This is a genomic window from Pseudarthrobacter sp. WHRI 8279 (assembly GCF_040224115.2).
Lineage (GTDB): Bacteria > Actinomycetota > Actinomycetes > Actinomycetales > Micrococcaceae > Arthrobacter.
The window spans coordinates 1,467,806-1,484,071 of record NZ_CP168162.1 but is presented as its reverse complement, the minus strand read 5'-3'; the positions used below and the strand labels follow the sequence as shown (position 1 = coordinate 1,484,071).

Sequence of the window (16,266 nt, the reverse complement as noted above, 5' to 3'; positions counted from 1 at the left end):
CTAGGATTTCGGAGACGCGGCGGGTCGTGCCGCTCCCGTGGTGACTCGCCCCGGCCGGTTCCCCGCCAGGCGGAACCGCAAACGAGAAAGATTGGACGTTCCTGAGATGACGGCGCCTGTGCCTGCGACGAGGGAGACGGCGGCCGCCGCTACTGCCGCAGCGGGCGGTGCGGAAGTGGATAATCCCCGTTCCCCGCTCCTTGCCGGATTCGTGGGCTCCATGTTCATGCTGATCGGATCCCTGGGAGTGGGCTGGCTGGCTCCGGTGTCGGAGCTCCGCCGGATGCCGTTGTTCATCTGGATGCGTGCTGAAGCGGCCGGCGTTGCGCTCTCGATTATCCTGCTGGCGGTGGGAGGCATGCTCCTGGTGCGCGCCTGGCTCAGGCTCGGGCAGAGGGTCCGGGTGTGGGGTGGCGAGGCCCGCAAAGCTACCTTGATGGCAGTGGTGGCTTGGGGGCTGCCCATGATGTTCAGCGTGCCCCTCTTCAGCCGGGACGTCTACGCGTACATCGGGCAGGGCCGGCTGATGGTGGAGGGCTTCAACCCGTACGAGAACGGCATCTCGGCACTGTCCAACTATTTCCAGCTGGGCGCGGACAAGATGTGGACCGAAGCCCCCGTTCCTTACGGCCAGCTCTTCTTGTGGATCGAGCAGTTCGTTGTCTGGTCCACCAACGTCCAGCCCGAAGCCAGCGTGATGCTGTTCCGCCTGGTGGCCCTGGCAGGAGTTGTCCTGTGCGTTATCTACGTTCCAAAGCTCGCTGAGCTCCACGGCGTCAACCCGCACCGTGCCCTGTGGCTCACCGCCGCCAACCCGCTGTTCCTGACGAACTTTATCGCCAGCGTCCACAACGACGCACTGATGATCGGACTGGCGCTCGCCGGACTCTATTACTCCGCGACGCACAGGGTTGTCCGCGGCGTTGTCCTGGTGACCCTTTCCATCGCCGTGAAGCCCATCACCATCGTGTTCCTGCCGTTCATTGGTCTCCTGTGGGCGGGCAAGGACGCGGGCTGGCTCCGGAAGTTCACGTTCTGGGGCCTGACGGCAGCGCTGAGCCTGGGCATCCTGGCCGCAATGAGCATGGTCAACGGTTTCGGCTTCGGCTGGATCAGCGGACTCTCCGCGCCAGGAAGCATCTCCATCTGGTACGCGCCCGTTGGGCTGATCGGCATGGTGGTCGCCTCACTGGCCAACTCGTTCGGACTCGACGGCGCCACCCTGGCGGGATTTGTGTCCGATGCCGGGAAGCTGCTGGCCGTGGGCGTCATCGCCTGGCAGATCTTCCGCGGGGACCATGACCGGCTGATACGCCGCCTCACCCTTGCCTTTGCCGCGGTGGTCCTCCTGGCTCCCATGATCCAGTCCTGGTACGTCGTGTGGCTGATACCGCTCTTCGCCGTGACCGGAATCAGGAACGACTGGCAGGTCAAGGCGCTCTACTTTGTTGTCTCCTTCTTCATGATCTACGCCATCTCGGACCAGCTGGAAGTCTTCCCCTACCTGCAGACCGAGGACCTGGGATTTGCGCTCGCAATGGCCCGCGTGGCTGCCGCGGTGACCGGTCTGCTGTTCGGCCTGTACCTGATCTTCTGGGATCCCCGCACCCGCCGGCTGTTCCGGAAGACCCACGAGAACGTCGTCGAACGCCCCGTCATCTAACAGGCGCCAGGTGGCGGACTGCCTCCCTCCGCGACAGGGGACTCATGGCGGCAGCGTGTGCACCCACAAACGCGGCAACCCACGCAGGATCGGTTTTGCCGTACTCGCGCAGCGCCCAGCCGATGGCCTTTCGGATAAAGAACTCCGGGTCTGCCAGGTTCGCGTCCACTATGCGCGCCAGCAGTGAGGCATCAGTTGCAGCTTTCGCCTTGAGCTGCGACAGGATGGCCGCCCGCCGGATCCACAAGTCAGGATCAGTGCTCCAGCCAAGCAGTACTGCTGTCATCTCGGTGCGGTTGGCCTGCAGAAGCCCGCACAGCCGTCCAACTGTGCCGTCCACAAGGTCCCACCACGCGCCACTGCGGATGAATTCCTCGTAGACAGGCAGCATCCGCATGTCGCCGCTGACCATGCGGTTGGCGGTGAGATCGATCGCGGCATACCGCTCCTCCCTGGCGACGGCGCCGCGCCACAGCTCCAGGACGGTGGCCCGGAGCTGCTCCGGTGAGTCGAACGGAGCCCCGGCCGCCGCCGCGGAAACGATTTGCCGTACCTCGGGCACGCGCACCCCGAGGCAGGGAATTGTGGATTTCAGGTAGGCCCCCGCGCCGGCTGCCCGTACGGGATCGGCCCGTTCCCGCAGGCCGGTGCGGACGGCAGTGAGTACCCGGCCATTCACCGTCTCCCGGTGGTTCATGATGCAACCTTAGCCAGCGCAGGGGAGCGGCAGCAGTGGGCGCCGCGCTCCCGCAGCAGGCGGTTCTGCAGATCCGCGCTGGAGAAGATTTACGCTAGGCTGGTTAGCGCTAACAACAACGAACCGGCTGCCAAGAGGAACCCCATGCCATCCACGGAACTCAGCATCGCCAGCGGCCCGTACACTGCGGTGGTCACAACCCGCGGGGGCGCTTTGCGCGAGCTGCGGCACCAGGGACGGGACCTGGTGGTGGGCTTTGCTCCGGAGGGGCCCATCCCGGACTACCGGGGCGTCATCTGCGTGCCCTGGCCCAACCGGCTGGCGGACGGCAAGTACACCTACGCGGGCAAGGACTTCGAAGCCGCGATCAACGAACCCGAGCGCGGCTCCGCCTTGCATGGACTCGCAACCGGACTGGACTGGGAGTTGCGGCAGGCAGCCGCGGACTCCGTGGTGCTTGCCTGCAGGGTGGAAGCCGGCCCGCACTACCCGTCGGACCTTGAGGTCTCCGTTACTTATTCGCTGGGTCCTGACGGGCTGCGCAGCACGGTAGAGGCCATCAATGTTGGCCGGGCCACCGCCCCCTACGGCGCCTGCCCCCATCCCTACCTGGTTGCGGGGGAGGGAAAGCTGGACGACTGGATCCTTGAACTGCCGGCAGCCGAATTCCTTGAGGTGACGCCGGACCGGCTGCTTCCCACGGGGATGAAGAGTGTGGAGCGGCATGAGTTCGACTTCCGCAGCCCCCGCCGGATCGGTTCCTTGAAAATCGACCACGCTTTCACCGGAGTCTCACGCGACCAGCAGGGGATGGCCCGCGTCCGCGTGCAGGATCCAGCGGGAACGGGCGTGGAACTGGAGTGGGGCGCCGAGTGGCCCTGGGTCCAGGTCCACACCGCGGACAAGCCCGTGGGGCCGGACCGGCTGGGACTGGCCGTGGAGCCCATGACCTGCCCGCCGGATGCCTTCAACTCGGGGACCGACCTGCTCCACCTCAAGCCCGGGGAGTCGCATGCGGCGTCCTGGACCATCAGGGCACTGGCCTTGTCCGGGCTGCCCTAGTTCGGGCTGTCCGCTGTAGAAGGTCCGGAGGTCCAGCCCGCACGGTCCAGCCAGGCGGCGCACAATTGTGTCCACTGGTCCGGCCCGGGCTCCTCCACCGCGAGGCCAAGGCCGTGGCGCCCGCGGGGAAAGACATGCAGTTCAGCAGGAACGCCGGCGCTCATGAGTGCCCCCGCGTAGTCCAGGCTGTGGCTGACCGGGACGGCGGCATCATCGGCCGTGTGCCAGAGGAATGCCGGAGGGGTTGCTGCGCCCACGTGCCGTTCGGCGGAGAGTTGGGCAAGGAGGTCCGACGGCGGCGCGCTGCCGAGGAGGTTGTCCACGGAGCCCTGGTGTACGGACTGTGTGTAGGACACCACGGGGTAGCACAGCACCGTTAGGGCCGGGACGGCCTCCGGGACGTCCAGGTGGGTGCTTCCGGTTGGCGTGGCGGTGGACAGCGTGGCGGCAAGGTGCCCCCCTGCGGAAAATCCGAGGACGCCCACGCGGTCCGAATCCACGGCGATGCCGTGGGCTCCGTTGCGGATGTGCAGCATGGCTTCCTTGGCGTCCTCCAAGGGTGCGGGGTGCCGGTCCGGTGCAACGCGGTACCTCAGCACGAATGCATGGATTCCCAGCGCGGCGAGCCACTCGGCCACCGGCTCCGCCTCGTGGTCCGCCTGGCGGGCATAGCCGCCGCCTGGCAGGACCAGGATGGCTGGCCTGTTCGTCCCGGCACCCTTGGGTCCGGCGGAGTTGAATGCGGGGACGGCGGTCAGCGCGGCCGCCATGCCTAGGCCACCGCCTCGGTGCTGCGCCGGAGTGTCACTTCACCGCTGACGGTCGGTTGCTCTTCGTCCTCATCGGCATCGCTGCTGCCGGTGGCGCGTCCCGTGGCCTGCGTTGCAAGCCGGCCAATCTCCTCCAGCGGCAGCCGGACGGTGGACAGCGCCGGGCGGAAGTCCCGCAGGGTCTCGATGTCATCGAAGCCGGCGATCGTGGCGTCCCTGGGTATCCGCAGTCCTTCAGCGCGCAGTGCAGCAGAGGCGCCGATGGCCATGACGTCGTTGACGGCGAAGATGCACAGCTTTGGGGCCGCGGCCCCTTCACCATCCTTCCCGCCGGCCTTGATCCTGGCTGCCAGGGTGAGGCCGGCTTCATAGCCGCCCGCGCGGTTGAATGCGGTGCGCAGGATTTCGGCGGGTGGGCGGCCTGCCCGGGCCAGGCCTTCCTGGAAGCCGCGGACCCGGTCGTCGGATGTCAGGAGGCCTTCAGGGCCGCCGATGATGACGAAGTCACCGTCCCACCCGGCAGCAAGTTCACCGGCCAGGGCCCCTGCCAGCTCCTGGTTGGGGACGGCCACCACGTGGTAGCCCTCAGCAGCGGTGGCGCCCACCACTGGGTGCCCCACCACAGCCACGCGGCCGCCGTTGCGGCAGTACCGGTCAAGCTCCGCCGCAAGTTCAGCATTATCGTCTTGGTCCTCGGTCCTGCAGGAACGGGAGCCCGCGATCACGATCGAGTCCGCACGCCGGGCGGCGAAGGCTGCAACGGCTTCGCGCTCCTCGCCGGGGGCCCCGCCGGTGGTGGCCAGGAGCACCATCTTGCGTTGTTCCCGGGCGGCAGCCTGGACGCCCCTGGCGATGGCGGCGAAGTAGGGGTCGGCGATGTCGTGGACGATCAGGCCGATGAGGCCCGAGCTGGATTTCGCAAGCCCCTGGGCCTGGGCATTGGGAATGTAGCCGAGGGAGTCGGCCGCCTGGCGCACACGGTCCGCAATGTCCTTGCCGGGCTTGCGCGCCGAGCCGTTCAAGACCCGGGATGCGGTGGCGGGGGAGACTCCGGCCAGCCGGGCCACCTCGGTCAGGGTACTTGCAGCCACGGGATCTCCTGGATAACGGGGGCCAATAAGGGGTCACCACATTATGGCAGTTTGAAGTTCTTCCGGAAAGCGCTTGCCAACTGTTACCCGCACGGTGCATCATGGACATGGCGGGAATGCGCTTTCCCAAATCAGCTTGAGTACAACTGCTCACTCACCGTGGAGGACACATGGGCTTCGAAACTAAAACCATCCGCATCGCCATGAACGGCATCACCGGACGGATGGGCTATCGCCAGCACCTGCTGCGTTCCATCCTGCCCATCCGCGATGCCGGCGGGTTCACCCTGGAGGACGGCACCCGCGTCCAGGTCGAACCCATCCTGGTTGGCCGCAATGAGGCCAAGATCCGCGAACTGGCCGAAAAGCACAAGGTCGCTGAATGGACCACGGACCTGGACTCGGTCATCAACGATCCCACCGTGGATGTCATCTTCGACGCGTCCATGACCAGCCTCCGCGCAGCCACCCTGAAGAAGGCAATGCTCGCCGGAAAGCACATCTTCACCGAGAAGCCCACGGCCGAAACCCTTGAAGAGGCCATCGAACTGGCCCGCATCGGCAAGGAAGCCGGCGTCACGGCCGGCGTCGTCCATGACAAGCTCTACCTTCCCGGCCTGGTCAAGCTCCGCCGCCTGGTGGACGAAGGCTTCTTCGGCCGCATCCTGTCCATCCGCGGTGAGTTCGGCTATTGGGTCTTCGAAGGCGACATCCAGGCAGCGCAGCGCCCCTCGTGGAACTACCGCAAGGAAGACGGCGGCGGAATGACCACGGACATGTTCTGCCACTGGAACTACGTCCTTGAGGGCATCATCGGCAAGGTCAAGAGCGTCAATGCCAAGACTGCCACCCACATCCCGGCACGCTGGGACGAAGCCGGCAAGGAATACAAGGCCACGGCGGATGACGCCTCCTATGGCATCTTCGAGCTCGAGACCCCGGGCGGCGACGAAGTCATCGGCCAGATCAACTCGTCCTGGGCAGTGCGCGTGTACCGCGATGAACTGGTGGAGTTCCAGGTGGACGGTACCCACGGCTCCGCCGTCGCCGGCCTGAACAAGTGCGTTGCCCAGCAGCGCGCCCACACCCCCAAGCCGGTCTGGAACCCGGACCTGCCCGTCACCGAGTCCTTCCGCGACCAGTGGCAGGAAGTCCCCGCCAACGCCGAGCTGGACAACGGCTTCAAGCTTCAGTGGGAAGAGTTCCTCCGCGACGTCGTGGCCGGCCGCGAGCACCGCTTCGGGCTGCTGTCCGCCGCCCGCGGCGTCCAGCTTGCCGAGCTCGGCCTGAAGTCCAACGATGAACGCCGCACCCTCGACATCCCGGAGATCACCCTCTAATGACCTCGCTCATCCTTCCCTCCCACGACGGCGGCACCCGCGAATACCGGCTGAAGGGCGGCACCTCCTGGGCCCGCCCGACGGCCCCGCTGACTGCCCGGCGCGCCTACGCTGCCGCGCATGTCATCCCCGAGGTCCTCGCTGACAACACCCCCGGAGCCCCGGCCCGGCTCGACTGGGACGCGACCATGGCCTACCGCCATGAGCTGTGGTCCTACGGGCTCGGCGTGGCAGACGCCATGGACACCGCCCAGCGGGGCATGGGCCTTGACTGGGCAGCCACGCAGCAGCTCATCAAGCGGACCGGCGTTGAAGCGGCCTCGGTGGTCGCGGCCGGAAACGCGGCGACAGCCGGGAAGTCGGTCCGGGACCTGGTTTCCTGCGGTGCCGGCACGGACCAGCTGGACATCGACTCCCTGCCGGTCGGCGAAGCCGGCATCAAGGCTGTGCTTGAGGCGTACCGCGAGCAGATTGCCGTGATCACCGAGGCCGGTCCCAAAGTCATACTGATGGCATCGCGTGCCCTTGCCAAGGTTGCCACCGGGCCTGACGACTACCTGAAGGTGTATTCCACCCTGCTGCAGGAAGTGGACCAGCCGGTGATCCTCCACTGGCTGGGCACCATGTTTGATCCCGCCCTCGCGGGCTACTGGGGATCCGACAATGTTGCCACCGCCACCGGGACGTTCCTGGGCCTCATCAAGGACAACGCGGACAAGGTGGACGGCGTCAAGGTCTCGCTGCTGGATGCCAGCCACGAGGTTGCCCTCCGGGCTGCCCTCCCCGAAGGCGTCCGCCTCTACACCGGCGACGACTTCAACTATCCCGAACTGATCGACGGCGACGGCACCCATCACTCGGACGCCCTGCTGGGGATCTTCGCAGCCATTTACCCGGCAGCCTCGGTTGCACTGCAGAGCTACGACGCCGGCAACACCGCCAAGGCACGCGAAATCCTGGACTCCACGCGCGAACTGGGCAAGCACATCTTCAGCGCCCCCACGTTCTACTACAAGACCGGCATCGCATTTATGTCCTGGCTCAACGGCAAGCAGCCCGGCTTCCAGATGGTGGGCGGCCTGCACTCCGGCCGTTCCGTGTGCCACCTCGCCCGGACCTTCGAACTGGCCGACCAGGCCGGCCTGCTGCGGGACCCGGCACTGGCCGCGTTCCGGATGTCCGACTACTTGCGGATCAACGGGGTGGGCGTGTGACCGGCACTTCAGACTTCGCCCGCCTCTCCATCAACAGCGCCACCACCAAGAAGTGGACCCTCGCCCAGGTGGTCGACGGCTGCGTCAACGCCGGGATCCCCGCAATCGGCCCCTGGCGGGACCGCGTGGAGGAGGCTGGGCTGGACAAGGCCGCGCGCCTGATCAAGGACGCCGGGCTGCGGGTTTCCTCCCTCTGCCGGGGCGGCTTCCTCACCGCACCTGACGCAGAGGGCCAGGCTGCGGCGCTGGCGGACAACCGGGCCGCTATCCTCGAAGCCGTCGCGCTGGACACCCGGGAACTGTTCCTGGTGGTGGGCGGATTGGCTGCGGGGGAGAAGGACGTGGTGGCTGCACGCCGCCGGGTCGCTGACCGCCTGGCCGACCTGGTTCCCTTCGCAGAGGAGAACGGGGTCCGCCTGGTCCTGGAGCCGCTGCACCCGATGTACGCCGCGGACCGCGCCCTGATCTCCACCCTGGGCCAGGCCCTGGACCTTGCGGCGCCGTTCGACGCCGCCACCGTGGGTGTCGCCGTCGACACCTTCCATGTCTGGTGGGACCCCGAACTGAAGGCGCAAATCGAACGCGCCGGCCGGGAAGGCCGCATCGCTTCCTACCAGGTGTGCGACTTCAACATGCCCATCGCCGCCGATCCGCTTCTTTCCCGTGGATACATGGGCGACGGCGTGGTGGACTTCGCCACCATCGGCACCTGGGTGCGCGACGCCGGGTACACCGGTGACATCGAAGTGGAAATCTTTAACCAGGACATCTGGGACACGGACGGCAACACGGTCCTGTCCACGGTGAAGGAGCGCTACGCGGAGCTTGTCCTCCCGTACGCCTGACCCACTCTGGATGTCCTGACCAGACCGCGGGCTCCTGCTAACGTCACGGCAGGAGCCCGCGCCCCACCAAAAAGACCCGGACCGCGTGTGCGGTCCGGGTCTTTTCACGTTTCGGGTCGTCAGGCGTACAGCGAGGCGTACCGGCGGTAGCGGGCCAGCACGCCGGCGTCGTCCCTGCCTGCCGGGAGGTCGACGGCGTCAAGCGCCCACTGCGGGAAGTGTCCGGTGAGTGCCCCTGCGGCCTGGCGGGCGGCGCCGTCGGCCACGTACTCGCCGGGACGCGGCACCGTAATGTCGATTCCCAGCAGCTGTGCCGCCGCCTGCTGAACAGCCGTTGACTGGGCACCGCCGCCCACCAGGATAATCCGCCGCGCCTCCACCCCCTGGCCCTGCAGCGCCGCCAGCCCGTCCGCCAGGGAGCACACAACGCCTTCGACGGCGGCGCGCGCCAGGTTGGCAGGCGTGTAGTTCCCGCGGGTAATCCCGTGCAGGGAGCCGGTGGCATCCGGCAGGTTCGGCGTGCGCTCGCCGTCGAAATAGGGCACCAGGGTCAGGCCCCCCGCACCGCTTCCGGCGGACAGCGCCAGGTCGTTGAACTCCCCGATGCTGACGTCCAGCAGTGCAGCGGTGGCATCAAAAACGCGGGTGGCGTTCAGCGTGCACACCAGGGGGAGGTAGTGCCCTGCGGCGTCGGCGAACCCGGCCACCAGCCCGGACGCATCGGCGGCCGGAGTGCCGGAGACGGCAAAGACCGTTCCGGAGGTGCCCAGCGACATCACCACATCGCCTACGCCCGCGCCGACGCCCAGCGCCGCCGCCGCGTTATCTCCGGCCCCGGCGGCAACGAGGGCACCGGAGGAAGCCTTGCCGGCCACCTCCAGCGGACCCAGGACATCGGGAAGGTGTGGAACGTGCCCGAGCGAGGCCTTCAGGACCTCCGGCAGGTACTTGCCCTCCGCCGTCGAGTAGTAACCCGTCCCGGAGGCGTCCGAACGGTCCGTTGCCAGGGCGTCCAGGTTTCCGGGGCCGCTGCCGGGGCCGTGGCCCAGAAGCCGCCAGGTCAGCCAGTCGTGCGGCAGGCACACGGCGGCTGTCCTCGCCGCATTGTCCGGCTCGTTCGCAGCCAGCCAGTGCAGTTTGGTCAGCGTCAGCGACGCCACCGGAACGGTGCCCATGGCGCCTGCCCAGTAGCGGGCGCCGGCGGCAGCGTCGCCGGCGCCCGCGGCGGTGGTCAGTTCCAGCGCCGCACCGGCACTCCGCGTGTCGTTCCACAGCAGCGCGGGCCTGACGACTCCACCTTCGCTGTCCAGGCAGACCATGCCGTGCTGCTGGCCGCCAACGGACACTGCCGCCACGTCCTCCAGCCCGCCTACCGCCGCAACTGCCTCCTGAAGGGCAGTCCACCAGTGGTCGGGGTGGACTTCGGTGCCCTCAGGGTGGCTGGCCCTGCCCTGGCGGACCAGTGCTCCGGTGTCCGCATCACGGATCACCACTTTGCAGGACTGGGTGGAACTGTCGATGCCTGCTACGAGTGCCATATCTCTAGCGGGCGCCCATGAGGTGCTCGATGGCGAGCTGGTTAAGGCGGACGAACGCGAAGGAGCGTTCGGCGGCCTTGTCGGCGTCGAAGTCCTCAAAGGCGGTGGCGTCGCCCAGCAGGTCTGCAGTGGTTTCGCCGGCGGCGAGGGTGGGCTCGCCGAGCTCGAAGACGCCGGAGGCGGTGAGGGCTTCCTGGACCTGGGGGTCGGCGCGGAAGGCCAGGGCGCGTTCCTTGAGCAGGAGGTACATGGACATGTTCGACTTCGCGGATTCCCAGACGCCGTCGTAGCCGTCGGTGCGGGAAGGCTTGTAGTCGAAGTGGCGGGGGCCGTCGTAGCGGGGACCGCCGCCCGGGAAGCCGTTCTCGAGCAGGTCCACGGTGAAGAAGGCGCTGGTGAGGTCGCCGTGGCCGAACACGAGGTCCTGGTCGTACTTGATGCCGCGCTGGCCGTTGAGGTCGATGTGGAAGAGCTTGCCGGCCCACAGGGCCTGGGCGATGCCGTGGGTGAAGTTCAGCCCGGCCATCTGCTCATGTCCGGTTTCGGGGTTCAGGCCCACGATGTCGCCGTGTTCGAGCTGGGCGATGAACGCCAGGCCGTGGCCGACGGTGGGAAGGAAGATGTCGCCGCGCGGCTCGTTGGGCTTGGGCTCAAGGGCGATGCGCAGGTTGTAGCCCTTGTCCTTGATGTAGGCGGCGGCGGTGTCCACGCCTTCCTTCATCCGGTCCAGCGCTGCGGAGAGGTCCTTTGACCCGTCGTACTCGCTGCCTTCACGCCCGCCCCACATCACGAAGGTTTCAGCGCCGAACTCGGCCGCGGAGTCGATGTTGCGCAGCACCTTGGACAGGGCGAAGCGGCGGATGGAGCGGTCGTTGGAGGTGAAGCCGCCGTCCTTGAACACCGGGTGGCTGAACAGGTTCGTGGTCACCATCGGAACCTTCAGCCCCGTCTCGGCAAGGGCTGCCTTGAAGTTCTTGAGGATCAGCTCCCGCTCCGACACCGTGGCATCGAAGGGCACCAGGTCGTTGTCGTGGAAGGTGATGCCGTAGGCGCCGAGTTCGGCCAGGCGGTGCACGGCCTCCACTGGATCCAGGGCTGCGCGGGTGGCGACGCCGAACGGATCGGCGCCGGTCCAGCCAACGGTCCAGAGACCGAAAGTGAACTTGTCAGCGGGCGTCGGAGTGAGAGTCATGATGCGTCCTTGCAGTCAGTTTGCCGCCGGTTCGGCAAGTTAGTTTATCGCTTGAACTATATAAGCGTGATTACGCTAGGGTCAATAGGGGCCGGAGACGGACCCGCATCGAATCCAAGGAGAGCGCCATGGCGAGTACGGCATCTGCTACTTCCCCGTCCGACGCCGGGGCGCCGGGAAACATGGGGGACGTGCGGCGGAACAATCTCGCCCTGGTCCTGGCCAGGGTGGCGCAGTCACCGTCCGGAATTCACCTCACCCGGGCGCAGCTTGCCGCTGCCACGGGGCTGACTAAGGCCTCCGTTTCGAGCATCGTTCTGGATCTGCTGGAGGCCGGCATCCTCCGCGAGGTCGGCCTGAGCAGGCAGGGGGAGCGGGGCCGGCCGGGCGTGGGACTGGAACTGAATCCTTCGCGGGGCGTCATGGGCATGGAAATCAACGTCGACTACATTGCTGCCGGCGTGACAAGCCTGTCCGGGGAACTGGTGGTGAAAGAGATCCGGGAGCGGGATAACCGTGACAGCTCAAGCGAAGCCGTGATGTCCGCCCTCGCACTGCTGGCATCGGGGGTGCGGGAGGCGGCTTCCGTCAAAGGGGTCGACGTCCTGGGCGGAGGACTTGCAGTTCCTGGCCTTGTTGAAGCCGGCAGTTCGACTGTCACCGTTGCCCCCAACCTGGGCTGGGTGGACACCAGACTGGACGTGGCCCGGCTGCTGCCGGGGGTCCCTTTGGGAGTCTCCCTCTTCAACGAGGCCAACGCTGCCGCGCTCGCAGAGCTTGCCCATGGCCCCCAACGGAGGGACTTCCTGTTCGTTTCGGGCGAAGTGGGCGTCGGTGGCGGGCTGGTCCTGAATTCGGAACTTTTCACTGGTCCTGAAGGCAACGCGGGCGAGGTGGGACATATTGTGGTGGACCCGGGGGGCGTCACCTGCTCCTGCGGCGGGACAGGGTGCCTGGAGACGGTGGCCGGCCAGGACGCGATATTTTCTGCCGCAGGAATCACTGTGAAGGGCCGGTCAAGGTCGGAAAGCATGGCGAACCTGCTGGGCGCCCTGGCTGCCGGCAGTCCTGCGGCGCTGACAGCTGTTCAGCGTGCGGGTACGGCGCTGGGGGTTGCCGTGGCATCAGCATCCCGCGTGGTCAATGTCCGCGCAGTGGTGCTCGGAGGGCACTTCGCCGTCCTTGACCAGTGGCTCCATGGGCCGCTCCTGGAAAGCCTGGCAAGGTACGCGCCCGGAGCACTTTCCCCTGAGCACGTCATCACGTCCACGGTGGGGGAGGCCGGGGCACTCCTGGGGGCGGCCGGCAGCGTGGTCCGCGCGCTGGTGGAGGCGCCGCACCGGCTCCAGGCCTGAAACACGCCCGCCGATGCGCGTTACTCATTTTCGTTTCGCCGCCGCCTCAAGGCGCCGTAAAAGCGAGGTCAGCGGGGAAAAGCGAAACACCCCGGTCTGTGGACCGGGGTGTTTCCTTTTGGTGCCCCAGGAGGGAATCGAACCCCCGACCGGCGGATTAGAAGGCCGCTGCTCTATCCCCTGAGCTACTGAGGCATGGCCTTCCGGAGCTGATCTCCGGCGCCTCAAAAAGTTTACATTGCCCGGAGTGCCGGCACAGTCAACCGCCGCTGGCCGGCCGACTTTTCCTCCACAGGCAGGGCTCTAGCCGGGTTGTCCACATATATGCGCCGCGCCCTCGACCCCGAAGAGGGCGACGGAGATGCTGGTTCTGCCTGGTAAAGGCACCACCATTGAAGACAGGAAGTAGAGATGAGCGACACCATAACGGTCCGGGGCTTCGTTGCCACCGAGATCAAGAGCTCCACAACACCAGGGGGAGTGGCCACCGCTTCCTTCCGGATGGGGTCCACCTCGCGGCGGCGTGACAAGGAGACCGGCACCTGGTCGGATGGCCACACAAACTGGTTCCTTGTCCAGGGCTATCGCCACCTGGCGGGAAGCATAGGCTGCAGCATCAGGAAGGGACAGCCCGTCATAGTGGTCGGCACGCTGAAGATCCGCAGTTGGGAAAGGGATGGCCGGGTTTACTACTCACACACCATTGATGCCGAAGCCGTGGGTCACGACCTTACATGGGGCACGGCCAACTTCATCCGTTCCTCCGTAAAGCCGATCCTCTCGCTCGTGGACCAGGCGCCTCCCCTGGCGGAGGGCGAACACCGTGCCGCCGACGGACCGTTGGACGAACCTGAAGACAGCGACGAAGACCCGGACCGCGACGCGGATCCGGCTGTTGCCTTCATCGAGGACACAAACGGCGAAGTGGTCCCCCTGGACCTTGAAACGGGGGAGCTCGCCGGATCAGGAGTGTAGAAGAGCTGTTGTCGTCGCTCCCATGGCCGCCTTGGCGGGCAGGACCAGGCACCCCCCCCGGCCGTGTCCTGCCCGTCCAGGTTGTGAAGGAGATTCAGCGGCTCGTGGCAGAATGACTGCATGCAGCTTCCCCTCGACCACCGGCAGATTGTCACGGCCGGCGCCTCCCGGGTTGAACGCTCCGATTCAGGGAAAACCGTGCTGATGTCACCGCAGCGGCGGGCCCATCGTTTTCTGGCTGTGCTGTCCGCCGCCGTCCTGGCCGGATCGCTGGCAGGCTGCGTGGGCGGGACGCCTTCGGTCAATCAACCTGGATCAGCGGCGCCAGGACTCGCAGCGCCAGAGGCCAGCGGCCCAGCCGCTGCAGATTCAGGGGCCGGCCCCGGCGCGCCCGGGCCTCAGGCCTCCGAGCCGCTGGCCGATACCTCCGCGGGGGCCCCGAACGTTGCCGCTGAAGCTGCCGCCACGGAAACTGTCCGCCAGACCGTCAGCGACGCCCTGGGCCGGCTGGCGGCGGGAACACCCAAACCTGCCACTGCCCAGGTAAGTGACGCGCTGACTGGAGCGGGCATCGCACCCGGTGTGCTTGAGGTCTCTCAGAGCCGGACCCCCACCGGCCTGGAAGCAGATGCCATCGAGGCGGCAGTGCTCCAAGGAGGTGACTGCGTGATCGGCCAGGTCCGCGACGGAGCCGTGGCGGTGACCGTGCTGCCTGTCCTTGCCAGCGGCAAGTGCTTTGTAGGCACCTAAGCAAGTCGCGCGGAATGTGAGATATGCCTGCCAACCCACTAGATTTGGAACCATGGCGGAATTTATCTACACAATGACCAAGGCCCGCAAAGCCGTTGGCGAAAAACTAATTCTTGACGACGTAAGCATGTCCTTCTTCCCGGGCGCCAAGATCGGCGTCGTGGGCCCGAACGGTGCCGGTAAGTCCACCATCCTCAAGATCATGGCTGGTTTGGACACCCCCTCCAACGGTGAGGCCCGGCTGAGCCCCGGCTACACCGTGGGCATCCTGCTGCAGGAGCCCCCGCTCAACGAAGAAAAAACCGTTCTGGGCAACGTCCAGGAAGGCGTCGGCGAGATCTACGGCAAGATCCAGCGCTTCAACGAAATCTCCGAGGAAATGGCCAGCCCCGATGCTGACTATGACACCCTCCTCGAGGAAATGGGACAACTGCAGGAAGCCATTGACGCCGCCGATGCCTGGGACCTGGATTCCCAGCTGGAGCAGGCCATGGATGCCCTCCGCTGCCCGCCGGCGGATGCTGACGTGACCAACCTCTCCGGTGGTGAACGCCGCCGGGTTGCCCTGTGCAAACTGCTGCTGCAGAAGCCCGACCTGCTGCTGCTGGACGAGCCCACCAACCACCTTGACGCAGAGAGCGTGCTGTGGCTCGAGCAGCACCTGTCCTCCTACGCGGGCGCTGTCCTTGCCGTCACCCACGACCGGTACTTCCTGGACCACGTGGCCGAATGGATCGCCGAGGTAGACCGCGGCCACCTGTACCCGTACGAAGGCAACTACTCCACGTACCTGGAGAAGAAGCGTGCCCGCCTGGAAATCCAGGGCAAGAAGGATGCCAAGCAGGCCAAGCGCCTGAGCGAAGAACTTGAGTGGGTCCGCTCCAACGCCAAGGGCCGCCAGACCAAGTCCAAGGCCCGCCTGGCCCGCTACGAGGAGATGGCCGCAGAAGCGGACCGCACCCGCAAGCTGGACTTCGAGGAGATCCAGATCCCGCCGGGACCCCGCTTGGGCGGCCTGGTGCTGGAAGCCAAGAACCTCCAGAAGGGTTTCGAGGACCGCACCCTGATCGACGGACTGTCCTTCAGCCTGCCCCGCAACGGCATCGTGGGCGTCATCGGCCCCAACGGCGTCGGCAAGACAACGCTCTTCAAGACCATCGTTGGGCTGGAGCCGCTCGACGGCGGAGACCTCAAGATCGGTGACTCGGTCAAGATCTCCTACGCGGACCAGAGCCGCGGCGGCATCGATCCCAACAAGACCCTGTGGGAGGTTGTCTCCGACGGACTCGACTTCATCCAGGTGGGACAGGTCGAAATGCCGTCCCGCGCCTACGTGGCCGCCTTCGGCTTCAAGGGCCCGGACCAGCAGAAGAAGGCCGGCGTGCTCTCCGGTGGTGAGCGCAACCGCCTGAACCTGGCGCTGACCCTCAAGCAGGGCGGCAACCTGCTGCTCCTGGATGAGCCCACCAACGACCTCGACGTCGAAACCCTCAGCAGCCTGGAAAACGCACTGCTCGAGTTCCCCGGCTGCGCCGTGGTGGTTTCGCACGACCGCTGGTTCCTGGACCGGGTGGCCACCCACATCCTGGCCTATGAAGGCGACGAGGAGAACCCCTCCAAGTGGTACTGGTTCGAGGGCAACTTCGAATCCTACGAGGAGAACAAGGTGGAACGCCTCGGCCCGGATGCCGCCAAGCCGCACCGCGTCACGCACCGCCGCCTCACCCGCGACTGACAGGCAGAGGCAGTACGGAACAGGCCGGCACCCACTGGG

The 16,266-nt window shown here is 66.6% G+C and carries 14 protein-coding genes and 1 tRNA gene; 9 read left to right on the top strand and 6 right to left on the bottom strand.

The features are described from left to right. Positions 1-106 precede the first annotated feature (106 nt). On the top strand, positions 107-1,663 hold the full coding sequence (gene mptB, locus ABRP28_RS06695; protein WP_350002527.1) for a polyprenol phosphomannose-dependent alpha 1,6 mannosyltransferase MptB: 1,557 nt from the start codon (positions 107-109) through the stop codon (positions 1,661-1,663). Here mptB and ABRP28_RS06690 read toward each other — a convergent pair. Continuing rightward, entirely contained in the window at positions 1,656-2,360 is a 705-nt protein-coding gene (locus tag ABRP28_RS06690) for a DNA alkylation repair protein (RefSeq protein WP_350002526.1), read from the bottom strand. The genes mptB and ABRP28_RS06690 overlap by 8 nt on opposite strands. Positions 2,361-2,504: 144 nt before the next feature. Between ABRP28_RS06690 and ABRP28_RS06685 the strand changes: the two genes are divergently transcribed. Further along, positions 2,505-3,422, top strand: a complete 918-nt coding sequence (locus ABRP28_RS06685) for an aldose 1-epimerase family protein (protein ID WP_350002525.1) — start codon at positions 2,505-2,507, stop codon at positions 3,420-3,422. Here ABRP28_RS06685 and ABRP28_RS06680 read toward each other — a convergent pair. Both ABRP28_RS06680 and ABRP28_RS06675 read right to left on the bottom strand, forming a co-directional pair. Continuing rightward, on the bottom strand, positions 3,419-4,192 hold the full coding sequence (locus ABRP28_RS06680; RefSeq protein WP_350002524.1) for an alpha/beta hydrolase: 774 nt from the start codon (positions 4,190-4,192) through the stop codon (positions 3,419-3,421). The two genes, ABRP28_RS06685 and ABRP28_RS06680, sit on opposite strands and share 4 nt — an antisense overlap. A gap of 2 nt (positions 4,193-4,194) precedes the next feature. Then, positions 4,195-5,283, bottom strand: a complete 1,089-nt coding sequence (locus tag ABRP28_RS06675) for a LacI family DNA-binding transcriptional regulator (RefSeq protein WP_350002523.1) — start codon at positions 5,281-5,283, stop codon at positions 4,195-4,197. A 170-nt stretch (positions 5,284-5,453) separates the two neighbouring features. Here ABRP28_RS06675 and ABRP28_RS06670 point away from each other — a divergent pair, with 170 nt between their 5' ends. Genes ABRP28_RS06670 through ABRP28_RS06660 form a run of 3 tightly spaced genes read left to right on the top strand, consistent with a single transcriptional unit; the run spans position 5,454 to position 8,682 of the window. Further along, positions 5,454-6,623 (top strand): Gfo/Idh/MocA family protein, encoded by a 1,170-nt coding sequence (locus ABRP28_RS06670; protein WP_231457809.1) that lies wholly within the window; start codon positions 5,454-5,456, stop codon positions 6,621-6,623. Beyond that, the gene (locus ABRP28_RS06665; RefSeq protein ID WP_350002522.1) at positions 6,623-7,837 is read left to right on the top strand and encodes a dihydrodipicolinate synthase family protein; all 1,215 of its coding nucleotides are present in this window, start codon (positions 6,623-6,625) and stop codon (positions 7,835-7,837) included. The genes ABRP28_RS06670 and ABRP28_RS06665 overlap by 1 nt, the downstream gene beginning before the upstream one ends. Further along, positions 7,834-8,682, top strand: coding sequence for a sugar phosphate isomerase/epimerase family protein (locus ABRP28_RS06660; RefSeq protein WP_350002521.1), 849 nt, complete (start codon positions 7,834-7,836; stop codon positions 8,680-8,682). The genes ABRP28_RS06665 and ABRP28_RS06660 overlap by 4 nt, the downstream gene beginning before the upstream one ends. Positions 8,683-8,801: 119 nt before the next feature. On the opposite strand, the gene ABRP28_RS06655 is transcribed toward ABRP28_RS06660, so the two are convergent. Together ABRP28_RS06655 and xylA are read right to left on the bottom strand one after the other, a co-directional pair. Continuing rightward, positions 8,802-10,220, bottom strand: a complete 1,419-nt coding sequence (locus ABRP28_RS06655; protein ID WP_350002520.1) for an FGGY family carbohydrate kinase — start codon at positions 10,218-10,220, stop codon at positions 8,802-8,804. Between the two features lie 4 nt (positions 10,221-10,224). Then, positions 10,225-11,412, bottom strand: coding sequence for a xylose isomerase (gene xylA, locus ABRP28_RS06650; RefSeq protein ID WP_350002519.1), 1,188 nt, complete (start codon positions 11,410-11,412; stop codon positions 10,225-10,227). A 128-nt stretch (positions 11,413-11,540) separates the two neighbouring features. On the opposite strand from xylA, the gene ABRP28_RS06645 reads away from it, so the two are divergent. Beyond that, positions 11,541-12,767 carry an ROK family protein gene (locus tag ABRP28_RS06645; protein WP_350002518.1) on the top strand — a complete coding sequence of 409 codons (1,227 nt, stop codon included), beginning with the start codon at positions 11,541-11,543 and terminating at the stop codon, positions 12,765-12,767. A 119-nt stretch (positions 12,768-12,886) separates the two neighbouring features. On the opposite strand, the gene ABRP28_RS06640 is transcribed toward ABRP28_RS06645, so the two are convergent. After that, a tRNA-Arg gene (locus ABRP28_RS06640) sits at positions 12,887-12,962 on the bottom strand. Between the two features lie 216 nt (positions 12,963-13,178). Here ABRP28_RS06640 and ABRP28_RS06635 point away from each other — a divergent pair. The 3 genes from ABRP28_RS06635 (at position 13,179) to ettA (ending at position 16,227) form a co-directional block, all read left to right on the top strand. Then, positions 13,179-13,742, top strand: coding sequence for a single-stranded DNA-binding protein (locus ABRP28_RS06635; protein WP_350002517.1), 564 nt, complete (start codon positions 13,179-13,181; stop codon positions 13,740-13,742). 120 nt (positions 13,743-13,862) lie between these two features. Further along, a complete protein-coding gene (locus tag ABRP28_RS06630) occupies positions 13,863-14,492 on the top strand; it encodes a hypothetical protein (RefSeq protein WP_350002516.1) in 630 nt (209 codons plus the stop codon). 52 nt (positions 14,493-14,544) lie between these two features. Further along, the gene (gene ettA / locus ABRP28_RS06625; RefSeq protein ID WP_231455992.1) at positions 14,545-16,227 is read left to right on the top strand and encodes an energy-dependent translational throttle protein EttA; all 1,683 of its coding nucleotides are present in this window, start codon (positions 14,545-14,547) and stop codon (positions 16,225-16,227) included. The last annotated feature ends 39 nt before the right edge of the window (positions 16,228-16,266 follow it).

Bases quoted from the DNA above. Each gene is read 5' to 3' on its own strand.
- ABRP28_RS06655 (WP_350002520.1), bottom strand. From the start codon at position 10,220: ATGGCACTCGTAGCAGGCATCGACAGTTCCACCCAGTCCTGCAAAGTG.
- ABRP28_RS06685 (WP_350002525.1), top strand. From the start codon at position 2,505: ATGCCATCCACGGAACTCAGCATCGCCAGCGGCCCGTACACTGCGGTG.
- ettA (WP_231455992.1), top strand. From the start codon at position 14,545: ATGGCGGAATTTATCTACACAATGACCAAGGCCCGCAAAGCCGTTGGC.
- ABRP28_RS06690 (WP_350002526.1), bottom strand. From the start codon at position 2,360: ATGAACCACCGGGAGACGGTGAATGGCCGGGTACTCACTGCCGTCCGC.
- ABRP28_RS06635 (WP_350002517.1), top strand. From the start codon at position 13,179: ATGAGCGACACCATAACGGTCCGGGGCTTCGTTGCCACCGAGATCAAG.
- ABRP28_RS06665 (WP_350002522.1), top strand. From the start codon at position 6,623: ATGACCTCGCTCATCCTTCCCTCCCACGACGGCGGCACCCGCGAATAC.
- ABRP28_RS06680 (WP_350002524.1), bottom strand. From the start codon at position 4,192: ATGGCGGCCGCGCTGACCGCCGTCCCCGCATTCAACTCCGCCGGACCC.
- mptB (WP_350002527.1), top strand. From the start codon at position 107: ATGACGGCGCCTGTGCCTGCGACGAGGGAGACGGCGGCCGCCGCTACT.
- ABRP28_RS06645 (WP_350002518.1), top strand. From the start codon at position 11,541: ATGGCGAGTACGGCATCTGCTACTTCCCCGTCCGACGCCGGGGCGCCG.
- ABRP28_RS06630 (WP_350002516.1), top strand. From the start codon at position 13,863: ATGCAGCTTCCCCTCGACCACCGGCAGATTGTCACGGCCGGCGCCTCC.
- xylA (WP_350002519.1), bottom strand. From the start codon at position 11,412: ATGACTCTCACTCCGACGCCCGCTGACAAGTTCACTTTCGGTCTCTGG.
- ABRP28_RS06670 (WP_231457809.1), top strand. From the start codon at position 5,454: ATGGGCTTCGAAACTAAAACCATCCGCATCGCCATGAACGGCATCACC.